Here is a 24,199-nt window from a genome sequence, read left to right on the forward strand (position 1 = left end):
TGAAGGAAAACAGATGGATATTAAAAAAGCTTTAAATCGTATCTCAATGCACGGGCATTTAGATCAAGAAGAGATGATGTTGGTCATGAAATCGATCATGACAGGCGAATGTACCGATGCACAGATTGGCGCTTTTTTATTGGGCCTGCGCATGAAAGGCGAAACGGTCGACGAAATTAGTGGCGCGGTTATAATCATGCGTGAGCTGGCAACCAAAGTGAGCGTATCTAGTGAGAAATTAGTCGATACCTGTGGCACAGGCGGCGTTGGTGATTCTGGTCAAAAGTTATTCAATGTATCCACGGCAACGGCTTTTGTCGTGGCTGCAGCCGGTGGACGAGTTGCAAAGCATGGCAACCGAGCGGTATCGTCAACCTTTGGTAGCGCCGATGTGCTAGAAGCCGCAGGTGTGAATCTTGATGTCAGCCCAGAAGTAGTTGCACGTGCCATTGATTCGATCGGTGTGGGCTTTATGTTTGCCCAAAACCATCACAGTGCCATGCGCCATGCGATTGGGCCACGTAAAGAGTTAGGCTTACGCACCATTTTCAATATGCTCGGGCCGTTAACCAACCCCGCTGGCGTAAAGCGTCAAGTGATGGGTGTGTTCTCAGAAGAGCTCTGTGAGCCATTGGCGCAAACACTAGGCCGCTTAGGATCTGAACATGTTATGGTCGTGCATTCGAAAGATGGTCTCGATGAATTCAGTTTAGCGGCGCCTACTCGAGTATCAGAATACAAAGAAGGTAAGTTAAACTCCTATACGGTTACGCCAGAAGATTTCGGTTTGGCGAGTCAAGGTATGGGTAGCTTAAAAGCCAATAACGTCACTGAAAGCCTTGCGATAATAGAAGGGGTTTTTAATGGTGAGCCAGGTGAACAATTTGCCTGCGCGGCCGATCTTATTGCTTTGAACGCCGGCGCTGCCATTTACGTTTCGGGCGTAGCATCGAGTTTTGCAGAGGGTGTCGCGATGGCTCAAGATGTTATCGCTACTGGGCAAGCGGGCGAAAAATTAAAAGAGTTAGCGCTATTTACTCAAAGCGTTAGTGAATAAAGACCAAGTAGAGAGTTGTAGCACAATGAGCAATACGCCAACTATTTTAAAGAAGATACTCGATCGTAAAGTTGAAGAAGTGGCTATACGGCGCAAAGTTAAAAGCATTCGAGATCACGAGCAAGAGTTTGATCGCTATGCAGCACCACGTGGCTTTACTGCGGCAATTGAGGCAAAATTAGCGCAGCAACAGTCTGCTGTCATTGCTGAAATTAAAAAGGCCTCACCAAGTAAAGGTGTCATCCGTGATCCGTTTGTGCCGCAAGATATCGCTGAGAGTTATGAGAAGCATGGCGCTGCCTGTTTATCGGTGTTAACCGATGCTGACTTTTTCCAAGGTCATGAAGACTATTTGATTCAGGTTCGTGAAACCGTAGGCTTACCGGTAATCCGTAAAGACTTCCTAATTGATGCTTATCAAGTGGCTGAAGCGCGTGCCATTGGCGCTGACTGCATTCTGTTAATTGCCTCGGCTCTAGATCAAAAACAGTTGCACGATTTACATGCTCAAGCAACGGACTATGGGATGGATGTCTTAATAGAGGTCCATGATGCTGAAGAGATGAAAATTGCATTAACGGTTGATAATAAGCTAATCGGCGTGAATAACCGAAACTTACATACCTTTGATGTCTCGTTACAAACGACTTTAGATTTACAAAAAATGGTCGATGCTAACCGAATTTTAATCACTGAAAGCGGTATACTCGGTGCAGAAGATGTCGCTTTAATGCGCAAGAATAACATTCATGCTTTCTTGGTCGGTGAGTCGTTTATGCGCGCCCCTGAACCCGGTGAAATGCTCGCCAAACTATTTGGAGATTCGTAATGCCAGTCATTATCCCAATTCTGTTAGTGCTAGGTTTAGTGATGCTAGCCGTCATCAAATTTACCTCAACAAATTCACAACCCTTAACAGAAGAGCAAGCCGCCACCTACTCAAAGTGGTTCAGAATACTCTTCCCAATCCTACTAATAGGCGCCGCGATAAAGTTCTTCATAGGTTAATCAGCTGGGCGCTTAAACCCGCCCCTAGTATTATCACCAAATGAACCTGTAGGAGTCTTCGAAGCAAAGCGAAGAGACGATTGTTTAGCTCGCAACTATAAACCGCCTCACCACCAAATCACCCTTGCTCGGTCGCTGTCCGTGCATCCGTGCACCGCTAAACTTCGCCATCCATGGCTCAGATTCCCGATCAAGGGTAATTTGATGCCGAGGCTACAATCCGGTGTTGGTTGTATGCTTTAAACACGCAGCTCGAAGCCAGAAGCCCAAAACCGATTCTAATCTTTCAATTGCAGCTGACAGCTCAAAAACCCCGCCTCACCACCAAATCACCCTTGCTCGGTCGCTGTCCGTGCACCGCTAAACTTCGCCATCCACGGCTCAGATTCCCGATCAAGGATAATTTGATGCCGAGGCTACAATCCTGTTTTGGTTGTATGCTTTAAACACGTAGCTCGAAGCCAGAAGCCCAAAACCGTTTCTAAATTATTTCAAAAACCATCTTCCGCTCCTGCACATCAATACTTTTCAACCTAACCTCAACTCGGTCACCTAGTGAATAGCTTTGCTTACCATTTGATAGTTTTTGCAGTGGTGCGTCAAAGTTGTACGTATTACCTGATAACGTTGAGGCATGAACTAAACCTTCTGCGCCGATGTTGTCAATTTCTACAAATATCCCGAAATTGGTTACGCCTGTGACCGATGCTTGGAATGCGTCGCCTATGAAGGGTTGCATGTACTGGCACATTAGGTCGCTTTCTACTTCACGGCTTACGGTGTCGGCTAAGCGTGATTGTTCTGAGCAATGTTTGCTGAGCATTTCCATGTCGTCCAGATCATAGGGGTAATCTTTTTTCGGTAGTGGCTTTGTTACTAACTTGCCTAGTTGTAAAAAGCCGAGCATACGTTGTAAGCCGCTTTTTGCGCCGCTGTTACGTAATTTGGCTCGTATGGCTCTATGCGTTAATAAATCTGGGTAGCGTCTAATGGGTGAGGTAAAATGCGCGTAGGCATCGTACGCTAAACCAAAGTGGCCTTGATTCTTTTCCGAGTATTCGGCTTGGCTTTGGCTTCTCAACAGTAGCGTTCGTATGTTGCTGGCATCGGCTCTGTTGCTAACCCTCTCTAACAATTCGTTGTATTGTTTTGAATTTGGCGAGTCTCCGCCACCTAGCTTTAAGCCTTTGTCGGCGAGTAACGCACGCAGTGCCGTTAGCTTTTTCTGCTGTGGGCCTGGGTGTACTCGGAACATGCTGGGTATTTTATTGCGTTCTAAAAATACCGCAGTGGCTACGTTGGCACAAAGCATAAACTCTTCGATCATTCGGTGTGCGTCGTTGCGTTTCACGGGTTCGATGCTGGCGATTTTTCGATTTTTATTGAGGCTGAACGTCAGTTCTTTTGTTTCAAATTCAATCGCGCCACGCTGTTTACGCTGATCGATTAATTTTAAGTAAAGTACATGTAGGTTTTTAACATGAGGAACAACAGCCGGTGTTGTTTCAGTCACTTTTTTGGTTAACTTAGAACGAGGTTGCGCGACTAGTGCGTAGGCTTGATTATAAGTAAGCCGTGCATGAGATCGAATTAGGCCTTCTGAGAAGTTTGATTCTGTAACGATACCATCTTTGTTAATGGTCATTTTACAGACCATCACTAAACGGTCTTCATCTGGGTTTAGCGAGCAGAGTCCATTAGACAATGCTTCTGGCAACATTGGTACAACTTGGCCGGGAAAGTAAATTGAGGTGGCACGTTGTTGGGCTTCTATATCGAGCGCATCATTGGGCTTGATGTAGTGAGAAACATCGGCAATGGCAACCATTAAGCGCCAGTTACCCTGCTCTGTTTGTTCGCAATAAACGGCATCATCAAAGTCTTTTGCATCGGAACCATCAATGGTCACGAACGGTAAAGCTCGGTAATCTACTCGTGAGGCTTTGTCTTTTTCGGCAACTTGGCTGCCAATATTCTTGGCTTGAGAGACTAATTCGTTTGTCCAATACTCACTGATGCCATGACGGCGCAGTGCCAACCTAGCTTCCATTCCTGATTCTTGCGGGAAACCAAGCACTTCAATTATTTTTACTTGAGTTGGTTTACGGAAAGTAGGGTAGTCGGTGATTTCAGTATTTACATATTGACCTACTTTCGCTTTCAGCAAGTTCTGGCTATCGACTTGGATTTCTTGGCTGATCTTATTGCTGTCAGCGGTTAAGAAATAACTTTTACCCTGGCGAGTGAGTAAGCCAGCAACCTGTGTGGTTTTTCGCTCTACCACTTTTATTAAGCTGTTGAAGGAGCGTTTTGCTTCTCTTGTCGGCTCAATTAAGACTTGCACAATATCGCCATCAAAAACATGACTTAATTGAGTCTTCGGTAAAAATAGATCTTTATCGGTGTCGTTGTAGGTAACAAAGCCGAAACCATCAGGGTGAATGCTAATGACACCTGTGATCAAAGATTCTGGATCAATTAACTGATAACTTTTACGTTGAAACATCAGCTGACCATCGCGCTCCATGGCACGAAGTCTTCGGCGTAGCGCTTCTTTTTGTTCGGGCGAATCTAAATCTAAAGCGTTCGCAATTTGTTCGCGATTAAGACGTTGTTTAAACGAATCGAATAGGCTAAGAATAAATTCACGACCGGGAATTGGGTTTTCGTAGGTCTGATTAGATGGTGAATGTGTTGATAGGCTTAAATGCATAATAATTCTCTCAATGCCGCCAATCGTTTTTTGCTAAGTATCTTCGAACTAGGGATATAAGGTATCTCAGAGGTGGAATAGATAGTAGGAGGTAAAACTTTAAGCGGTGTTGATTCAATGTTGAATCAAACTTGTTATAACGGATTGCGAATGTGCAACGCGTATGGGGTAAACTTTAAAATATTATCACACACGCCTTGGGCATGTGTGATAAAGCAAAGTGCTTTAGCGCACTTTAAGCAACGCTTTAGATGCAAACGATGTTTTCTGCTTGAGGGCCTTTCTGACCGTCAGTAACAGTAAACTCAACTTGCTGACCTTCAGCTAAAGTTTTGAATCCGTCGCCAGTGATCGCGCTGAAATGTGCGAAAACGTCAGGACCAGATTTTTGCTCAATAAAACCAAAACCTTTAGTTTCGTTAAACCATTTAACTGTACCAGTTGTAGTAGACATAATAGATATCCTAAAAAATAATAATAAAAGTGTCTGTAAAATCAGACAACGAAGCACGAAGAAAACGAATATTTAACTGAGGATAACGCGAAGAATTATAACTAATACAACGGGGGATCTAACAAGTAAACAGGGCTTTCTCTTAAGCCAGGCCGCCACCTTAACAGTTTGTGTTACGTTAGCAAGCATTTAGATAAAATAGTTTAAAATTAAGGCAAAAAAAACGGCGCTAAGCACCGTTTTTTGTCGTAATTGTCTTATTAAGACTCAGAGCGACGCGGTTTGCGATCACTGCGAGGTTTGTCACCTGAAGGCTTACGGTCACTTGACTTGCGATCTTCGCGAGGCTTACGATCACCGCCAGCTGGCGCATCTTCAGTCCAAGAACGTAATGACAATGGACGGCCTTTAACGCGAGTCTTTTGCAGTTGAGCAAAAACTTCTTTTGGCATGCCATCTGGTAAATCAACCAACGTAAAGGTGTCTTTAATGTTGATGTTGTTAATGAACTTACCTTCAATGCCGCCTTCATTGGCGATAGCACCAACAATTTGACCTGGTTGAACGCCATCACGACGACCAATGTCTAAACGGTAAGTTTGTGCTGCATAATCTAAGCTGCGCTTACGTGAACCACCACGTTCGCCGCGATCACCACCACGAGCGCCACGGTCACCACCGCGATCGTTACGGTCATTGCTGCGAGGGCGTTCGTCACGCTCACGACGTGGACGACCAACAGGATCTTTAGGTAACTGAAGTGGCTTATCTTCTTGCGCCATTAGAGCTAAAGCAGCGGCAACATCAAGAGGCTCCATGTCGTCGTCATTCTGCCAGCGTTGAATCATGGCTTTGAAGTAATCTAACTTGCTTGTTTCAATATGGTCCATCACTGTGGCTTTAAACTGCTCACTTCGGTGTTCACCAAGTTGATCTGCCGTTGGCATTGGGTATTCAAGCATTGGGCGTTTGGTATGGCGTTCAATATCACGTAATACACGCTGCTCACGTGGCTTACAGAATAAAATTGCTTTACCAGAACGACCTGCACGGCCGGTACGACCGATTCGGTGCGTATAAACTTCGACGTCACCTGGGATATCCCAATTAATGACGTGAGTAATACGTTCAATGTCTAAACCACGAGCGGCAACATCGGTAGCGATAATGATATCGAGCTTACCTTTCTTCATTTGGTTCACAATTTCTTCACGCTGCTTTTGCGCTACTTCACCGCTAAGTGCGGTTGCTGCGTAACCGCGTGCAGAAAGCTTTTCAGACAAGAACTGACATTCAACACGAGTACGAACGAAGATGATAATGGCATTCCATTCTTCAATTTCGAGTAAACGGGTTAGGGCTTCGAGTTTATCTAGGCCAGTCGCGCGCCACACAAATTGTTCAATCTGAGACATTTCGGTAGAGGTTGACTTGATTTCAATTTTTACTGGGTCTTTCTGGTACTGGTTGGCAATACGCTTAATTTGCGCCGGCATTGTTGCTGAGAACAAAGCAGTCTGCTTGTCTTTTGGCGTATGCTCTAAGATCCAGTCGATATCGTCAATAAAGCCCATGCGTAACATTTCATCGGCTTCATCTAAAACAAGATGCTTTAGCTGAGATAGGTCAAGTGTGCCGCGACGAAGGTGATCCATTACTCGGCCAGGTGTACCAACAATGACTTGTGGATTTTGCTTAAGCGCGCGAAGCTGGTTACGCATATCGGTACCGCCATATATTGGCAATACTTGAAAGCCTTTCACGCCACGAGCGTAAGTTTGGAATGCTTCGGCAACCTGAATGGCAAGTTCACGAGTAGGGCATAACACTAACGCTTGTGGTGTTTTAGAATTGGTATCTATTTTACAAAGCAAAGGTAGAGAGAAGGCAGCGGTTTTACCGGTACCTGTTTGAGCTAAACCTAGTACATCGTTGCCGTTTAACAACTCGACGATCGCTTTCGACTGAATTGGAGTCGGGCTTTCGTAACCTAAAGAATCAAGAGTTGTTAGAATAGAAGGCGTTAAGCCTAAATCGGCGAATGTGATGTTTTCTGACATTAATTTTTTCCAATAAACAGCATGCTTACCTAACTTTGAGTAAGTAGAGCACTATAAAAATTTCCGGTGGGGATGCCAACGGGGTATATCCAGTAGTTCACACAGGCGGTCTGGATGCCGCTGCGAAGGTGAATTAACTGCGCCCCATGCCGCTAAATGCGGGAAAACCGTCTATCACTAAGTCGAAAAGGAGCCAGTAAATGGCTGCTGAGCAGGTTGGGTCACCTCGGCGGCGCGGAGTATACATTTTTGAAACAAAGATGTCTGTTTAAATTTCAATCAATTTCGGATTCATCGTCTGGGGTTGGGGCGGGCGGCAAAAGTGAGATGTTCTTCCCTGTCCAAAGGTCTTCGGCTGCAACAAAGCGTTCTAGCCGTAAGGCGCGGTCTTCAATGAGTTGACCAATGGTCGGGCGTTCTTCGATATGTTCTATGCGGAAGTCACCGAAGTCTTCGCCTTGCTTAAGTTTTTCAGATGCATGTAACCATTTCTTTACGAAATGATCGAGAACTTTGCGAATATCGCCGTCAAAATAATTGAGCGGCACAACATCTGTTGGGTGATCGCCCGCAATACCATACCAGCCATCGAATCCGGGTGAGCCCATGCTGGGTATTTTCCACAAGGAGGTACGTGGGACAACGGACCAAAACGGCTCATCTTCAAACTTGCCATAAACCAAATTACGCGAGTCGAAATAGTACTTTAGGTCACGACGCCGCTCAGCCATCCACAGCTTGCGGTTGAAGCGATTCTTATAGTCCGTTTTTATCGAGAGTATGTTTTTATTTTTCATGTCGCGTGACGGCAGCCATTGGCTATACGCTCTACTTTATTGGGTTAAGTCCGTCAAAGTTAAGCATTTTCATGACAAAAAGCGAGCGTAAAAGATTAAAACCAGCAGAATCGGCGGTTTATGGGCTGAGAAAGTCAAAATTATGATCACGTAAACTTCATAAGTTACCATCTGTTAGATAATATTCGTCCGAAAGTTGCCGCCTTACACGCTAAGAAGTAAGCTTCGCAGTCCGCTAATCTCTGAAGAACTTTTTTACTATGAAGCCAACCTCATATCCGACAAGTCCTGAACATATTTGGGAACATTTTTATCAAATTTCGCAAATACCACGCCCTTCCGGGCAAGAGCAGTTAATACGTGACCATATAATCGCCTTAGCCAATGAGCGTAAGCTGGCACACAAAGTTGATTCTGCGGGTAATTTAGTCGTTTATGTCCCTGCAAGTCAGGGTTATGAGAATGCTCCAATCGTGGCTATTCAGAATCACCTAGATATGGTGACGGTAAAAACTGGCGATAAAGAGCATAATTTTGAGACAGACCCGCTGCAATTAGAAATTGTTGATGGCTGGTTACGTGCTGACCGCACAACCTTAGGCGCAGATAATGGCATTGGCGTTGCAGCAGCGATGGCGGTTCTGACTGATGAAAGTGTCGTTCATCCAGCCTTAGAGTTGCTATTCACAACAGAAGAAGAAACCGGATTACACGGCGCTTCAGGATTAGATGCCTCGCTACTATCTGCTACCAAAATGTTAAATCTTGATACCGAAGATTGGGGCGAGATTTATATTGGTTGTGCAGGCGGCTACGGTTACGAAGCGCATCGGCAGCTTATGTCTAAAGTACCTAAGCCTGGCTTAGAAGCTTGGACACTGCACTTAAAAGGCCTGCAGGGCGGGCACTCAGGCGTACAAGTACACGAACAACTGGGCAATGCGAATAAGCTATTGGCTGAGCTATTAATAGAAAATAAAGACTTGGAATATCAGCTCGTTAGTTTTCGCGGCGGCTTTGCCCATAACGTAATTGCACGCGAAGCCAGTACGGTATTAATGATCGACGAAAAAGATCTCGAATCTTGGAAGGCAGCAATGAACGCAGCCAAAGATCGTTGGTTAAGCTATCTGCCAGAAGCTGACAATGCATTAGAGTGGGTATTCGAGCCCTGCATGGAACAAGACCTCTATGTTATCTCTAAGGCCGATACCGATGCGTTCTTAAATTTAGCCAGTGCGTTACCACATGGCGCACAAAGCTATAGCTTGCAACACCCAGCAGACTTAGTTGATTTAAGTTGCAACCTTGCAGTCGTTACCATTAAAGAAGGTTGCCTACGAATTCAAACCAGCTTGAGGTTCTTCAATGAACGCCAAGCCGTTGGGCTTAAGCAGCAAATAGAAGGCATATTAGCGGCTTTTGATTTAAGCACTAAATGCATCTTAGATTACCCAGGCTGGAACCCAGACTTCAACAGTAAACTCGTTGCCCAAGCGCAAGCCTTAGCAGAAAAAATCACCGGCGAAGAAGTCGCATTAAAAGCCATACACGCCGGACTAGAATGCGGCATATTACTCAGCAAAAAGCCCGACATGGACATCGTCAGCATGGGCCCAACGATCCGCGGCGCACACAGCCCAACCGAACGCTTAGAAATAAGCACCGTAGAACCGTTTTGGCAATTAGTGAAAGGATTGTTAGCGGAATTGAAGTAAAAGATAGAACGGTTGCCCGAGAGGGCAACCGCGAGCTTCGAGCTGCAAGCTGCGAGTGAAAGATAAGGTCAAAATCTTAAAACAGTTTAAAACACATTTTTGACTTTACCCGAAGCTCGCAGCCCGCAGCCTAAAACCGTCTTTACCCCATCCTCCCTTCTTCTACTGCAAAGCATGCGACATCCGATTTACCTTCAACCGAAATCAACACCGGTGTTTCGGTGGTGCAGCGATCGTTGGCGTATTTACAACGGCCGTGGAATGCGCAACCTGAAGGTGGGTTGAGTGGTGAGGGTAGTTCGCCGGGTAGGCGTATTTTCTCTATACGATGTTCTGGGTCAATTCGTGGTGTCGATGACAACAGTGCCAGCGTATAAGGGTGTTGCGGGTTTTCAAAAATATCTTGGGTTTTACCGCGCTCGACGACTTTGCCCAGATACATCACCATCACGTCATCGGCGATGTGTTCTACTACGCTTAAATCGTGCGAGATAAACACATACGCTAAGCCAAACTCTTCTTGTAAGTCCATCATCAAGTTTAAAACTTGCGCTTGAACTGAAACATCAAGCGCCGACACGGGTTCGTCGGCGACAACTACTTTCGGGTTCATCATTAGGCCGCGGGCAATGGCGATACGTTGACGCTGACCGCCTGAGAACATGTGCGGGTAGCGCTCGTAATGTTCGGTTTTTAAACCAACTTTTTCGAGTAAATACAGCGCACGTTCTTTGCGTTCACTTGCACTCATGTCGCTATTGATTGCTAACGGTTCTTCCAAAATTTGGCCGACTTTTTTACGCGGGTTTAACGAGCCGTATGGGTTTTGAAAAATAATTTGAATACGTTGGCGAGCTTTAGCCTTTTCTTCTTTAGTTAAGGTTAACAGGTTGGTGCCTTCAAACGTTAAGGTGCCCTCTGTTGGTGTTTCAATCATGGTCAGCTGGCGAGCCAATGAAGACTTACCACAACCCGATTCACCAACAACGGCTAATGTTTTACCAGCATCGACACTAAAATCGACACCGTCAACGGCTTTAACAGTACCTTTAGGTTTCATAAAGCCTTGGCTAACTTCATAATGTTGTTTTAAACCGGTGCCGTGTAATACCGGATTATTTGTCGCTTTCGTCATTAGGCGGCATCCTTTGAATGAGGCAAGGGTATAAAACAGCGAACTGCATGTTCATTAGTGGTAATCAGCTCGGGCTCTTCGGTTCGGCATCTATCGGTGACGTATGGGCAGCGTGGGTTCAGCAAGCAACCCGAAGGTCTATCGTTAGCGCCAGGTACAACGCCTGCAAGCGCATCTAGTCGAGAGCGACCTTGCGCCGACTCAGGTAATGATCTCATTAAGGCTTCAGTGTAAGGGTGCTGCGGGTTCGTGAAAATTTCTTTCGCGTCACCCATCTCAACTACTTGCCCTGCATACATAACCACCACTCGGTCGGCCGACTCTGCAACCAATGCTAAGTCATGGGTAATTAAAATAAGACCCATGTTTTTTTCACGTTGTAAATCTAGAAGCAGATCAATAATTTGCGCTTGAATCGTTACATCTAATGCGGTGGTTGGTTCATCTGCAATCAATAACTTTGGATCACAAGCAATCGCCATCGCGATCATGATGCGCTGGCTCATACCGCCAGAAAGCTGGTGAGGGAATGTTTTTAAACGATCTTCAGGTGCAGGAATCCCGACCTTATTGAGTAATTCAATGGCTTTGGCTTTGCGCTCTTTTTTGCTGCCACCCTGATGGACTTTGATGGCTTCCATGATCTGATCACCCACGGTAAAGCATGGGTTCAGCGCCGTCATAGGGTCTTGGAAAATCATCGCGATATCATCGCCGGTGATTTTTCGGCGGGCTTTATCTTTCAGGCTTAACAGCTCTTTACCTTCAAAAGATAGTGAGTCCGCCATGACCTTACCAGGGAAATCAATCAAGCCCATTAAGGCAAGTGAGCTCACCGACTTGCCCGAGCCAGACTCCCCAACAATACCGAGTACTTCACCGGCACTGACTTCATAGTTTAAACGGTCGACCGCGCGAAACGGGTTTTCACTTGTACCGAAAGTGACCGACAAATTTTTAACAGATAATAATGACATTTCGGCCTCCTATTGTTTTAGTTTTGGATCAAGGGCGTCACGTAAACCATCGCCCATGAGGTTAAACGCAAGTACCGTGGTTAAAATCGCTAAGCCAGGGAAGGTCACAACCCACCATGCGCTTTGGATAAATTCACGAGCCGTTGCCAGCATGGTGCCCCATTCGGCAGAAGGTGGCTGCGCACCTAAACCTAAGAAGCCCAAAGCGGCCATATCTAAAATTGCGTTTGAAAACCCTAAGGTCGCTTGCACAATAAGTGGCGCTAAACAGTTAGGTAAAATAGTGATGAACATGATGCGTATAGACCCGGCACCGGCAACACTAGATGACACGACATAGTCTCTGTTTTTCTCGGCTAAAACTGAAGCTCGCGTTAAGCGAATATAGTGAGGCAAGTAAACCAAAGATAGCGCCAAACCGGCATTTAGAATGCTTGGTCCTAATACAGCAACCACCGCAATAGCGAGTAACAAGGCAGGAAGTGATTGTAAAATGTCACTCATGCGCATAATGGCTGAATCTAGGAAGCCGCCGATGTAACCCGCGAATAAGCCAAGGCAAATGCCTAAAACAAGGGAAATGCTGACGATAACTAAGCCTATCAAAAGTGATAGGCGTGCACCGTGCATTAGCCTCGATAGAATATCGCGACCTACTTCGTCAGTGCCTAACCAAAAGGCAGAGTGGCCACCTTCAGCAAAGGCTGGTGGAATAAGCGTGAACTCTCGAAATTGTTCAATCGGCGAGTAAGGGGCAAGTACGTCGGCAAAAATAGCGAGTAACACAATAAAGATTACATAGCCTAAACCAACAACAGCGCCTTTGTTTTGACTGAAGTAAAACCAAAACTCAGCGATAGGTGAGCGAGGAGCAACAACAGCTGGGACAGTGGATTGAGTCATGTTAGCTCCTATTTAGAATGACGAACGCGAGGGTTAATCACGCCGTACATTAAGTCGATAATAAAGTTGACGATAATAATCATGGTCGCAATCATTAATAAACCACCTTGAACGACTGGGTAGTCTCTTCGGCTAATGGCTTCTATTAGCCACTTACCGATACCTGGCCAAGCAAAAATGGTTTCGGTTAAAATAGCACCAGACAATAGCGTGCCAATTTGCAGGCCGATAACGGTGACCACAGGAATCAACGCATTACGCAAGGCGTGTTTTAACACCACGGCCGTGCGTGATAGGCCTTTAGCTCGGGCGGTACGAATATAATCTTCGCCGAGAACTTCGAGCATTGAGGAGCGGGTCATTCGGGCAATAACAGCCATCGGAATGGTACCTAACACGATACTAGGCAATACTAAGTGTGCAAAAGCAGATTTAACCGCGCCTTCTTCGCCAGAGAGCCAAGCATCAATAATCATAAAGCCAGTGACTTCATCAACCCAGTAAGCAACGGCTAACCGACCAGACACGGGGGTTAAATCAAGTTGAATAGAAAACAGAAGAATAAGCAGTAAGCCCCACCAGAAAATAGGCATGGAATAACCCGCTAAAGAGACCGTCATCACACTGTGGTCAAATAGACTGCCTCTTTTAACGGCGGCGATAATCCCCAGTGGCAAACCGACCAAAAGGGCAAAAAGCGCTGCGAAGAAAGAAAGTTCAATGGTGGCAGGGAATAGAGTTAAGAATTCATCCATTACCGGCTCGCGAGTGACAAAGGATGTGCCTAAATCGCCCTGTAGCACGTTGCCAATGTAGACAAAGTACTGTTGATAAAGGGGTTTATCTAGCCCTAGCATTACTTCAAGCTCTAAACGTTGTTCGCTTGTAAGCCCTCTTTCACCACCCATTACTGTTACGGGATCACCCGGAATAAAATGAATTAATGAAAAAGTCAGCAAAGAAACACCGATAAATGTAGGGATAACCACACTTAATCGCCGCATTATGAATTGAAACATAGGGAGTACCTGAATTAATACTTATAGTGAGCGCGCAAGTTTAAGCTACGAGTTCGTACTATACAAAACAAAAGGGCGGCTAGCGCCGCCCTCACTTATACTAAAGTAACAATTACTCAGTAAGATCTACTGGGTAGAAGTCATGTCCACCGAATGGACTCATCTTATAGCCAGTCACTTCTTTACGTACTGGTTCAAATACAACCGAGTGAGCAAGAGTGATCCAAGGCGCTTCTTCTTTGAAGATAACCTGAGCTTCACGATAAAGTTCAGTACGAACTTCAACATCAGAAGTTGCACGTGCAGTTTCTAGTAGGCCGTTAAACTCTTGGTTACACCAGAAAGCACGGTTTCCGCCAGCTTCTGCTGCAGGGCAGCCTAATAAAACGTACATGAAGTTATCTGGGTCACCGTTGTCGCCAGTCCAGCCAAGCATTACTGTGTCATGCTCGCCGTTTTCAGAGCGCTCTAGGTATTCACCCCACTCGTAAGAAACGATGTTTGCTTTAACGCCAACTTTCGCCCAGTCTGCTTGCATAACTTCAGCCATACGACGTGCATTTGGGTTGTATGGACGTGAAACAGGCATTGCCCAGATATTGGTTTCGAAACCATTAGGGAAGCCAGCTTCAGCAAGTAACTGCTTCGCATATTCAACGTTGTATTCGTAATCGACGATGTCATCGTTGTAAGACCACATTGTTGGTGGAATTGGGTTCTTCGCAACTTCACCCGCACCTTCATAAACAGCATCTAAGATGGCGTCTTTGTTAGTGGCAATGTTAAGTGCTTGACGAACGAGTACGTTGTCGAACGGTGGCTTTTGCGTGTTGAACGCTAAGTAACCAACGTTTAGGCCGTTAGATTGCAATACGTTTAGATCATCATTTTGCTGCATTGCTGCAACGTCAGATGGGTTCGGGTATGGCATGTGGTGACACTCACCCTTCTGCAATTTCGCATAACGAACGCTAGCGTCAGGAGTGATAGAGAAAACTAAACGGTCAATATTTGCTTTACCTTCCCAGTATGCGTTGTGCGCAACATAACGGATGATAGAGTCTTTTTTGTACTGAGCCAAAATGAATGGGCCTGTACCGATTGGCGTTTTATCGAGCTGTTCTGGCGTACCAGCTTCTAGCATGGCATCTGCATACTCAGAAGAGTTCATAGATGCGAAATCCATCGCTAGGTTAGCTAGGAATGTAGCATCGACAACATTTAGGTTGAAACGAACTGTGTAATCGTCAATTTTTTCAACAGACTTAATAGTATTTGCCATGTCCATGTAACCGAAGTAAGCATAGTCTTTACCGCTTACATCATGGTATGGGTGGTCAGCTAGCAACTGACGGTTGATGCTGAACAATACGTCATCGGCGTTGAAATCACGTGATGGACGGAAGTCTTTACGCTGGTGGAACTTTACACCCTTGCGTAGGTGGAATGTATAGGTTTTACCGTCTGCTGAAATATCCCAGCTCTCCGCTAAACCTGGCTGTACCGCTGTGCCGCCGCGCTCGAATTCAACCAAGCGGTTGAACATAGGGCGTGAAGACGCGTCAAAGGTTGTGCCTGAGGTATAAAACGCAGGGTTAAAGCCTTCTGGGCTTGCTTCAGAACAGTAAACAAAAGTTTTGTTTGCTGCCATAGCGCCTGTGGCAAGTGATGCTGCCATCGTAACGCCGGCAAGAAGTTTAATGCCTTTCTTCATGATATTGAATCTCCATAGGGTTACCTAAAATGCTCTTAGCAAGCGGTAACGTCAGTGAGTAGCAACTTCTCTCCAGACCATTTAATCCGGTTGTTGTCGCTTTTTTTATTGTAACGAAGCTTTAAAGCAGCTCGTCAATTGTGTCGCAGTACCTTAAATCAGCCTTTCAATAAGGGCAATAGGTTAAGGCTTAAGAAAAGGGATTTATCGTTATAATTTTTTTGAATAAACTGTAAAGTTAGGCGTCCCTGCACGAAAACTAGGCGCTCTGGTTAGTAACTAAACAAATTGAGCACAGTTATTGTGCAGTGCTCACAAAGCGTTGAAAAGTGCTTGTGCCCTTAAACTTTCTAAGTTTATCCTTTAATAGATTGTTGTTAGATAGCATTACCATTATTTTCAGCCATACTGCACCGGTGGCGAAGTTATTTTGTAAAAATGTCGCACATGCTAAAGTGGTAGGTGTTAATGTGTTTTACAAAAGCACTTATGTTTAGACAAAATGGAAGCCGAATCTAATAACAATAAATATTCAGTAATGCTGTCCTGCTCAGTTCTGGTCAATGTTATATGTAAATCAAAGAATTCTAGGAGATAACAATGTCAGATATTGCCCCTCTGATCGTCAACGATGTATATAAGCGATTTGGTAGCCACGAAGTTTTAAAAGGTATTTCTTTAGAGGCTCAAAAAGGCGATGTTATTTCCCTCATTGGATCTTCAGGTTCAGGAAAGTCCACATTTTTACGTTGTATTAACCTTTTAGAAATTCCAACTTCAGGCGATATTCAGGTTCATGGTGAGAAAATAGCCTTCAAAACCGATAAACATGGTGAGCGCTCTCCTGCAAATATGCGTCAGGTGGAGTCAATGCGAGCACGTTTATCAATGGTTTTTCAGGGGTTCAACCTCTGGTCTCACATGACAGTTATGGAAAACATCATTGAGGCGCCTATTAATGTTTTAGGTATTTCTAAAGCAGAAGCAATAGAGCGTGCCGAAGAGCATTTAAACCGAGTAGGCTTGTATGATCGTAAAGACTACTACCCAGCGCATATGTCGGGTGGGCAGCAGCAACGAGCGGCAATAGCTCGTGCGTTGGCGATGAACCCAGAAGTGATGTTGTTCGATGAACCGACATCTGCCTTAGACCCTGAACTAGTCGGGGAAGTATTAAAGGTAATGCGTGGGTTAGCTGAAGAAGGCCGTACAATGATCGTAGTCACTCATGAAATGTCCTTTGCACGAGATGTCTCAAATCATGTAATTTACTTGCATGAAGGCGTTATTGAAGAGCAAGGTAACCCTAAAAACGTGTTCGAAAACCCATCTTCAGAACGAATGAAGCAGTTTTTGTCACCAAAGTATTGATTTTAAAGCGCAGTCATGAGGTTATTACCTTCTCGTGATTTTACGATAACTAGAACAGAGCCCTTAGGCTCGACACAAATAATCCATATTGGAGCAAAATAATGAAAAAAATCTTAATTGCTTTGGCTAGTGTAGTAGCCATGACCTCTGCTGTAGAAGCTAAAGAATGGGACACAATTCGTGTAGGTGTTGATGCCCCTTACCCACCGTTTGAATTTAAAGCACCTGACGGCACGTTAACGGGTTTCGAAATTGAACTTGGTAACGAAGTGTGCAAAGAAATTACAGGTAAAGAGTGTGATTGGGTCATTCAAGCATGGGACGGTATTATCCCTGGCTTGTTAGCGCGTAAATACGACATGATTTTCTCTTCAATGTCTATCAACGAAGAACGTGCAAAACGCGTTTTATTCTCTGATGCATACTACACAACACCGTCTGCGTTCTTCGCGCCAAATGGCAACGGCTTTGACGCTGCAAATGCTAAAGATAAGCGAGTAGGTGTACAGCGTGCGACCATTCAAGACACATACGTAACAGAATTCTTGTCTAGTTCTGAAGTTGTTCGTTATACAACTGCTGACGACATGGTTGTAGATCTTAAAGGTGGTCGTTTAGACGCTATGTTCGTTGACGCCCCTGTTGGTATTGACATGCTGGGTGATGACGCAGGCATCAGCCAGTCTGGTGGTTATGTTAAAGAGCCTATCCGTATTTTTGGTGAAGGTGTTGGCGCTGCATTCCGTAAGCGTGATACTGAATTAGAAGACGCGGTAACGGCTGCATTAGCAAAAATCAAAGAGAACGGCACGTATGACGTGATCATGAAGAAATACTTCGATTTCGATATCAAACTCTAATGTTTGACTAAGCGCCGATCAGTTAATCGACGCTTACGTTTCTAAAGAGTGCCTATTCTCTACTCAGAAGTAGGCACTTACTTTCACTCAGTTAGGTTTTACTTGTTATTTGCTTGTTCAATTTATGGCAATTGAATACCAAGTATAATCGATAATAATAAGAGAGAACTTCGATGGCTGGAATGTTTGATTTTGGAGGCTATGGACCTTCTATCATGGGTGGCGCGGTTGTCACTATTGAGTTAGCTTTGCTGTCTGTGTTGTTAGCCTTTACCCTAGGTTTAATAGGAGCAATGGCAAAGCTTTCTAAAAATCCGGTTGCAAAGGCAACTGCCACTCTATATACCACAATTATTCGTGGCGTACCCGATCTAGTCTGGATGTTACTGCTATTCTTTGGTGGCCAAATTATGGTCAACGCTTTTTTCGATTGGATCTACGATTTAACTGACGGCAGCATTGATATTTTCCTACCCTTTAACGAATTCACTTCAGGCGTATTAACCATTGGCTTTATTTTTGGTGCCTATATGACAGAAACCTTCCGCGGCGCATTTTTAGCCGTTGACTCCGGCCAAATAGAAGCTGGCAAGGCTTATGGAATGAGTGGTTGGCAAGTATTTAAACGCATTTCATTTCCACAAATGATGCGTCACGCCATACCGGGCATTGCTAACAACTGGCAGGTACTGCTAAAAACTACAGCCTTGGTGAGTATTATTGGTTTATCCGATATGGTTCGCCTAGCAACCGAAGCCGCAAAAACAACTGGGCAGCCGTTTAAGTTTTTCATACCGGTCGCTATTGTATTTTTAATAATAGCAGCACTTTCCGATGTCTTGTTTAAACGGCTTGACGTAAAATTCAGTGCTGGTGTGATAAAGGGTTAAGTCATGATCGAATCAATTGTAGAAATTTTCAGTAACCCTTATACCTGGACGCATTATGGAGAAGGTCTAGTAAAGACCATACAGTTAGTATTGTTGTCATTACTTATTGGCGGTCTGCTCGCAGTACCCTTGGCAATAATGCGCACTTCAAGCAATAAATTTATTAATGGGCCAGTTTGGTTATTCACTTATGTGTTTCGTGGCACGCCTTTGTTGATTCAGCTGTACATGATCTATTACGGTGTAACCCTCATTGAGGGGATTCAGGAATCTTTTTGGTGGGAAATATTTAAGCGAGCGTTTTACCCATGTTTAATCGCCTTTGCGTTAAACTCCGCTGCTTACACCACTGAGATTTTTCGTGGTGCAATTATGGCAACACCTCGTGGCGAAATTGAAGCCGCAAAAGCCTACGGTATGGGCTGGGGTAAGCGTATGCGCAGAATTATATTGCCAAGTGCTTTCCGAAGGGCCATCCCTGCGTACAGTAACGAAGTTATTTTCATGCTGCACGCCACGGCGATAGCCTCTACCGTTACTATTATTGATTTAACCGGTGCCGCTCGTGATATTTACGCAAGATATTATGCGCCATTCGAAGCATTTATTTTTGTAGCGCTAATTTATTTGGTGCTTACCTTCTGTATTCTGGCCGTTTTCAAACAAATGGAAAAACGTTTACTTGGGCACTTGCAGGAGCGTTAGATTAAAAGCGATTAATTAAAATGTAAGAGCGCTATCTGCAGACACAACTAGCCTCTTACATTAAGCGTTTAAACTTTAGATCAATCCTTCATGTCTTAACCAAGCAGACTCTATAATGACCTCTAACATCTTCGCACCACACAAAAATATCATCAAACACACCATGGCCCATGCTGATAAGAGCATTGAGCCACAGCATCAAATTTTATCGGCTGGCACGGAAGTTACTTTTCTAGATGTCGGTGTTATTAAGTTTGAACCCAATACCGCTTGCGATACCTCGTTAGTTATTTCTTGTGCCGTACACGGTAATGAAACAGCACCGATAGAAATTATCAGCAAAATAATTGACGACTTGTTAGCCGAAGATCAAAAAAGTGGTCAGCGAGTGTTGTTTATTCTTGGCAACCCTTGGGCAATGATAGAAGCCGAGCGCTTTATCGATGTAAATATGAATCGTCTGTTTTGCGGAGATTGGCAACAGCACGAAATAACCTTAAAAGAAGTAAAGCGTGCAGCTAAATTAGAAGCCTATGTTGCCAACTTTTTCGCGGAAGAGCCCGTTACCGTAACCCAAAGAATGCACTACGATTGCCATACGGCCATTCGAGACAGCGCACGAGAAAAGTTTGCCGTGTACCCATTCGTATCTGGCCGAACATTGCCTGAAAGCCAAAAGGCTTTTCTGGCCCGAGCCGACGTTCAAACAGTGCTATTGCAACAGCAAGAAGCCAATACCTTTAGCTCATTCTCAGCACTTAAATACAACGCAGAGAGCTTTACCTTAGAGTTGGGTAAGGTAATGCCGTTTGGTGCGAATAACTTAAAACAGTTTGTTGGTATAGATTACGCCCTACGAGAACTGATAGCGGGTGAGCCACTACCCGACGCACCTAAAAAGCAAGTCGATTCTTTTGTAGTTTGCCATGAAATTGAAAAAACCAGTGACAATTGGCAGTTCAATATACCCGACAGCGCCGCGAACTTTTCTGCATACCCCGCAGGCTTTACCGTTTGGCAAGATGGTGACCAAGCGTATCAAGTACAAAATACAGAAGAGTTTGTTGTGTTTCCAAACCCAAAGGTACCCGTGGGCCAGCGTGCTGGACTCATGCTTAAAAAAATTATCACTGAATAAGTTTAACGACCCAATCCGCTAGTGGCGAAACCGGCAGAACAAAAGCACTGACAACGCCGGTTAAGCTCATAGCAAGGCCTGCAAATGCGCCACAAGTGACTGACTTTTCAAACGCTTGAGCCGTGCCAATGCCGTGCGCGGTTAAGCCAATGATAAACCCTTGGGTTGCGTCATCTTTAACCTTCAGTAATCGCAAACTAATCGGTACAATCAAGCAGCCTAATACACCGGTAATTAACACAATGCCCGCTGTTAACGAAGGGCTGCCGCCGGCTTGTTGAGAGATATCCATAGCAATGGGCGTCGTTATGGATTTGGGGATTAAACTTAAGCTTAGAACGACATCTTTTGTCCATAAAGCACTGATCAAGGCAGCACTGCTCGCTGCTACCAATGCACCCACAAAGCAAGACAATAAAATGGGCACCGCCATCTTTTTAATCAAAGGCAGTTGTTCATAAAGCGGAATAGCCAGCGCCACGGTTGTGGGGCCGAGTAAAAAGTGAATAAACTGGGTGTCTTTTTTGAACTCAGGGTAATCCCAACCGAACCAATACAAAAAACCAATCAGCGTTGCAATAGAAAGCAGCACCGGATGGGCAAGTGGCGAACGCCGACAAAGCACATATATTTTTTCCGCAACAAAATAAACCCCCATCGTTAAGGTGAGCGAGAACAACATTCTGAGTTCAGGGGTCATGTTTTCTTACCCGTTAGCTTAAAAATAATCACCATGGCGACCACGGTAATCAGGGTGCTGGCGGCAATAATCGCGAACATTTCCACACCAAGGCTCTGAAGGCGACCAAGGTGCTCAATTAAGCCCACACCTGCAGGCACAAACATTAAAGTTAAATAGCGAATGAGTAAGTTCGAAGGCAGCTTAAGCCAGTCTGGCACTCGACCATAAAAAACCAACGTCACCCAAAGCCCCATTAAACCAACGACACTGCCCGGAATCGGCCAGCCAGCCCAGGCGACCAAGGCCGTGCCTAAAAACCAATAAAGTAGTAAAACAAACAAACCAAACACGGTGAATCCTCTTTTAAAGTGCCAGTAAGAGTACGAGGCATCCGTTAAATGAGCTAGAAAAGCCATACAATACCCGATATTTGCACACATGATGATGGTCAAATAGTCTAAAAGCGATATAATCCCAATTATGAATAAACCAAAGAAAAAGAAATCGAACAGCGGCGGCTCGATTGCGCAAAATAGAAAAGCCCGCCACGATTATCACATCATCGACAAATACGAAGCTGGCCTAGCCCTAATGGGGTGGGAAGTGAAGAGTATGCGCGAAGGAAAGTTACAGCTAGTAGACAGCTACGTGATCTTCCAAAACAGTGAAGCCTACCTCATCGGAGCGCATGTAACGCCACTGAGAACGGCCTCTACTCACGTAATAGCCGACCCAACACGCACTCGCAAAATGTTGTTGAATCGACGTGAAATAGAAAAGATCGAACGTAATTCAAAGCAAACCGGCTATACCGCCGTTTGTTTGGCCGTTTATTGGAAGGGTAACCACATAAAAGCCGAAATTGCGCTGGTTAAAGGCAAGCAACAGCATGACAAACGTGCCTCAATCAAAGACAGAGACTCCAACCGAGACTTACAACGCGTTAATAAAGCCTATAACCGCTAAAAGTACTGTTCAGGTCAATCTCGGCCTGAACAGAGCAATCTAAATCACCCTCTCATAGTTCCTTTACTTGTTGGATTTAGCTTCCTTCAAACAAACATCTCAGCCATATTTTTATCTAATACTTTATGTGTATTGGCCGATAGATTATTAAGTACAAGCTTTCTAACGGCCATATAAAGAGGTATTTAGTGAATTACTTACGCAGCGTTAAAGTTAAATTACTAGTTGTGATCTTTAGTGCAATTATTGCCCTAAGCCTTGTCACGTTTGTTGCATTAGCCCGTATGAATGCAGATATACACAGCTACGACACCCTTATTCATATTGATGAGCAGGCAAGCCAGCTCGCCTTGCAGGCAAATGTAGAGTTTAAGCGCCAAGTCCAGGAATGGAAAAACATATTAATAAGGGGAGCAGATGCAGAAGATATGGAAACATATTGGACCCGTTTTAACCAACGACATAATTCCGTTCAAAAAACTATAGAAGAGTTAATCACATTGCTACCGCAAGGCAGTGAGTTATATCTTATTGCCAAGCAATTTTTGGTTGATCATCTAGCCATGAAAAATGCCTATACAGAAGGGCGATTGAAATTTATTGATTCAGGCTTCAATGTATTGCAGGGAGATCAATCGGTCAGCGGTATAGATAGAGCACCGTCAACCGCCTTAGACACAATTGTCGACTTGCTCACAGCCCAGGTTCATCAAAAGTTAGATGTGCTTGATAAGTCTGTGCAACAGAACCTAAGACTCAGTGTTTCGGGTTTCATCTTAGTTGTGTTGATCGTAGGGGTGATTTCATTCATTGTAATTAATCGAGTTATAGTTAACCCATTGAGCAAAGTAGCAAGAAACCTAGCGTTACTTGGGCAAGGGGAGCTAGCAACAGCTTGTGATTACGTCAATGAAGATGAGATAGGCGATATAGCTGAAACCGCTCGTATTTTGCACGGGTTTCTAACTAGAAATGTAGAAACAATGAAAGCCACGTCAGCGGCCTTAACCGGCTCATCACAAAATTTATCAAGTATGTCACAAGAGCTATCTGCGCAATCTACTCAGCAATTTACAGCGACTGAGCAAGTTGCCACCGCCATTCAAGAAATGTCTCACAGTGCAGAAGAAGTGGCTAACAATTCAGCCTTAACGTTGGACACAACTAAAGCGACAGCAGAAAAATCTTCAGCGGGTACGCTCACCGCCGACGCGGCAAAAAATAAATCTATTCAGCTAGTAGCCGACTTGAATGCCGGTGCAGCCGTAATGAAAGAACTCGCCGAGAACGCCACCAACGTAAGCAGTGTATTAGACGTTATTAGAGGCATCGCAGAACAAACGAATTTACTTGCCTTGAATGCCGCGATTGAAGCCGCCCGAGCAGGCGATCAGGGTCGAGGTTTTGCCGTTGTTGCTGATGAAGTTCGAACCCTTGCCCAGCGCACACAAGACTCAACCACAGAAATTGAACGCATATTAGACAGCGTAAAAAAAGGTGCAGATAATGCCGTCGTGGCGATGGATAAAGGACAGTTAAGTTCTACAGAAACAGAACAAGACATAACCAATGCCAGTAATACATTACAAGAAATTGCAATCATGGTCGAAGACATTAATGAAAAAAATATCCAGATAGCCACCGCCTCGAAAGAGCAGACAGAGGTCGCAAGCGGAATTTCATCGTTAATGCACGATATTCAAAACCTTGCAGAGGCAACAAACCACAAAGTCGAGCAAACCGAGCAAATATCACACGAGTTGAATGCCTTAATTCGAGAATTTGATCAACAAATAGCGCAATTTAAACTTTAATCAGAGCAATAGAGCAACAACAAACATTTATAGGCAGAACAGTTGGATACTGTTATACTGCAACCACTTGATAAATAGGGGCTCGCACCCATATCAAGGTGTAAGACATGGTGATTATTATCCCAAGCCACTCTCGTAAGAGAGCTTTAACCAGTCTAAAGGGGGCGACCTGGCTTCGACGTGGATTACTAAGCTCCAGGTGCATGTCGTGTTGGTAG

Annotated in this window: 22 protein-coding genes; 11 read left to right on the plus strand and 11 right to left on the minus strand. The window is 44.7% G+C overall.

The genetic code is table 11. From position 1 onward, the window contains the following. Positions 1 to 13: 13 nt before the first annotated feature. From trpD to ACI882_RS15815, 3 genes are read left to right on the plus strand one after another with little or no spacing between them, the layout of a single operon-like run. Positions 14 to 1,057: an anthranilate phosphoribosyltransferase gene (gene trpD, locus ACI882_RS15805; protein WP_411746595.1), complete on the plus strand. Its 1,044-nt coding sequence runs from the start codon at positions 14 to 16 to the stop codon at positions 1,055 to 1,057. A 25-nt stretch (positions 1,058 to 1,082) separates the two neighbouring features. Then, positions 1,083 to 1,886 carry an indole-3-glycerol phosphate synthase TrpC gene (gene trpC / locus ACI882_RS15810; RefSeq protein ID WP_411744489.1) on the plus strand — a complete coding sequence of 268 codons (804 nt, stop codon included), beginning with the start codon at positions 1,083 to 1,085 and terminating at the stop codon, positions 1,884 to 1,886. Then, complete coding sequence (locus tag ACI882_RS15815) at positions 1,886 to 2,065, plus strand: hypothetical protein (RefSeq protein WP_411744490.1); 180 nt, start codon at positions 1,886 to 1,888, stop codon at positions 2,063 to 2,065. Before trpC ends, ACI882_RS15815 begins: the two co-directional genes overlap by 1 nt. Positions 2,066 to 2,546: 481 nt before the next feature. On the opposite strand, the gene rnr is transcribed toward ACI882_RS15815, so the two are convergent. From rnr to ACI882_RS15835, 4 genes are all read right to left on the minus strand, one after another. Beyond that, complete coding sequence (gene rnr, locus ACI882_RS15820) at positions 2,547 to 4,778, minus strand: ribonuclease R (protein WP_411744491.1); 2,232 nt, start codon at positions 4,776 to 4,778, stop codon at positions 2,547 to 2,549. A 247-nt stretch (positions 4,779 to 5,025) separates the two neighbouring features. Then, positions 5,026 to 5,232, minus strand: a complete 207-nt coding sequence (locus ACI882_RS15825; protein ID WP_411744492.1) for a cold-shock protein — start codon at positions 5,230 to 5,232, stop codon at positions 5,026 to 5,028. 260 nt (positions 5,233 to 5,492) lie between these two features. Continuing rightward, complete coding sequence (locus ACI882_RS15830) at positions 5,493 to 7,292, minus strand: DEAD/DEAH box helicase (protein ID WP_411744493.1); 1,800 nt, start codon at positions 7,290 to 7,292, stop codon at positions 5,493 to 5,495. Positions 7,293 to 7,567: 275 nt separating this feature from the next. Beyond that, complete coding sequence (locus ACI882_RS15835) at positions 7,568 to 8,089, minus strand: DUF4826 family protein (protein WP_411744494.1); 522 nt, start codon at positions 8,087 to 8,089, stop codon at positions 7,568 to 7,570. 260 nt (positions 8,090 to 8,349) lie between these two features. On the opposite strand from ACI882_RS15835, the gene pepD reads away from it, so the two are divergent. Further along, positions 8,350 to 9,807 (plus strand): beta-Ala-His dipeptidase, encoded by a 1,458-nt coding sequence (gene pepD, locus ACI882_RS15840; protein ID WP_411744495.1) that lies wholly within the window; start codon positions 8,350 to 8,352, stop codon positions 9,805 to 9,807. A 142-nt stretch (positions 9,808 to 9,949) separates the two neighbouring features. Here pepD and ACI882_RS15845 read toward each other — a convergent pair whose 3' ends face one another. From ACI882_RS15845 to ACI882_RS15865, 5 genes are all read right to left on the minus strand, one after another. Beyond that, positions 9,950 to 10,942 (minus strand): peptide ABC transporter ATP-binding protein, encoded by a 993-nt coding sequence (locus ACI882_RS15845; protein WP_411744496.1) that lies wholly within the window; start codon positions 10,940 to 10,942, stop codon positions 9,950 to 9,952. Continuing rightward, on the minus strand, positions 10,942 to 11,919 hold the full coding sequence (gene dppD / locus ACI882_RS15850; protein WP_411744497.1) for a dipeptide ABC transporter ATP-binding protein: 978 nt from the start codon (positions 11,917 to 11,919) through the stop codon (positions 10,942 to 10,944). The genes ACI882_RS15845 and dppD overlap by 1 nt, the downstream gene beginning before the upstream one ends. Positions 11,920 to 11,928: 9 nt before the next feature. Beyond that, on the minus strand, positions 11,929 to 12,822 hold the full coding sequence (dppC, locus tag ACI882_RS15855; RefSeq protein WP_411744498.1) for a dipeptide ABC transporter permease DppC: 894 nt from the start codon (positions 12,820 to 12,822) through the stop codon (positions 11,929 to 11,931). 8 nt (positions 12,823 to 12,830) lie between these two features. Continuing rightward, positions 12,831 to 13,841: an ABC transporter permease subunit gene (locus ACI882_RS15860; protein WP_411744499.1), complete on the minus strand. Its 1,011-nt coding sequence runs from the start codon at positions 13,839 to 13,841 to the stop codon at positions 12,831 to 12,833. Positions 13,842 to 13,953: 112 nt separating this feature from the next. Continuing rightward, a complete protein-coding gene (locus ACI882_RS15865) occupies positions 13,954 to 15,555 on the minus strand; it encodes an ABC transporter substrate-binding protein (protein WP_411744500.1) in 1,602 nt (533 codons plus the stop codon). A 600-nt stretch (positions 15,556 to 16,155) separates the two neighbouring features. Here ACI882_RS15865 and ACI882_RS15870 point away from each other — a divergent pair. From ACI882_RS15870 to astE, 5 genes are all read left to right on the plus strand, one after another. Continuing rightward, complete coding sequence (locus ACI882_RS15870) at positions 16,156 to 16,926, plus strand: ABC transporter ATP-binding protein (RefSeq protein WP_411746260.1); 771 nt, start codon at positions 16,156 to 16,158, stop codon at positions 16,924 to 16,926. 101 nt (positions 16,927 to 17,027) lie between these two features. Next, the gene (locus tag ACI882_RS15875; RefSeq protein ID WP_411745060.1) at positions 17,028 to 17,786 is read left to right on the plus strand and encodes a transporter substrate-binding domain-containing protein; all 759 of its coding nucleotides are present in this window, start codon (positions 17,028 to 17,030) and stop codon (positions 17,784 to 17,786) included. 182 nt (positions 17,787 to 17,968) lie between these two features. Then, positions 17,969 to 18,676 carry an ABC transporter permease gene (locus ACI882_RS15880; protein ID WP_411745062.1) on the plus strand — a complete coding sequence of 236 codons (708 nt, stop codon included), beginning with the start codon at positions 17,969 to 17,971 and terminating at the stop codon, positions 18,674 to 18,676. Positions 18,677 to 18,679: 3 nt separating this feature from the next. Further along, on the plus strand, positions 18,680 to 19,381 hold the full coding sequence (locus ACI882_RS15885) for an ABC transporter permease (RefSeq protein WP_411745059.1): 702 nt from the start codon (positions 18,680 to 18,682) through the stop codon (positions 19,379 to 19,381). 115 nt (positions 19,382 to 19,496) lie between these two features. Next, complete coding sequence (gene astE / locus ACI882_RS15890) at positions 19,497 to 20,519, plus strand: succinylglutamate desuccinylase (RefSeq protein WP_411745058.1); 1,023 nt, start codon at positions 19,497 to 19,499, stop codon at positions 20,517 to 20,519. Here the strand turns inward: astE and ACI882_RS15895 are convergent. Together ACI882_RS15895 and ACI882_RS15900 are read right to left on the minus strand one after the other, a co-directional pair. Beyond that, complete coding sequence (locus ACI882_RS15895) at positions 20,509 to 21,219, minus strand: LrgB family protein (protein ID WP_411745057.1); 711 nt, start codon at positions 21,217 to 21,219, stop codon at positions 20,509 to 20,511. The genes astE and ACI882_RS15895 overlap by 11 nt on opposite strands. Next, the gene (locus tag ACI882_RS15900; protein ID WP_411745056.1) at positions 21,216 to 21,617 is read right to left on the minus strand and encodes a CidA/LrgA family protein; all 402 of its coding nucleotides are present in this window, start codon (positions 21,615 to 21,617) and stop codon (positions 21,216 to 21,218) included. The genes ACI882_RS15895 and ACI882_RS15900 overlap by 4 nt, the downstream gene beginning before the upstream one ends. A gap of 64 nt (positions 21,618 to 21,681) precedes the next feature. On the opposite strand from ACI882_RS15900, the gene smpB reads away from it, so the two are divergent. Further along, on the plus strand, positions 21,682 to 22,167 hold the full coding sequence (gene smpB, locus ACI882_RS15905; protein ID WP_411745055.1) for an SsrA-binding protein SmpB: 486 nt from the start codon (positions 21,682 to 21,684) through the stop codon (positions 22,165 to 22,167). Positions 22,168 to 22,355: 188 nt separating this feature from the next. After that, positions 22,356 to 23,981 carry a methyl-accepting chemotaxis protein gene (locus ACI882_RS15910; protein ID WP_411745054.1) on the plus strand — a complete coding sequence of 542 codons (1,626 nt, stop codon included), beginning with the start codon at positions 22,356 to 22,358 and terminating at the stop codon, positions 23,979 to 23,981. Positions 23,982 to 24,199 lie beyond the last annotated feature (218 nt).

It is taken from the genome of Reinekea sp., from assembly GCF_046710285.1.
GTDB lineage: Bacteria > Pseudomonadota > Gammaproteobacteria > Pseudomonadales > Natronospirillaceae > Reinekea.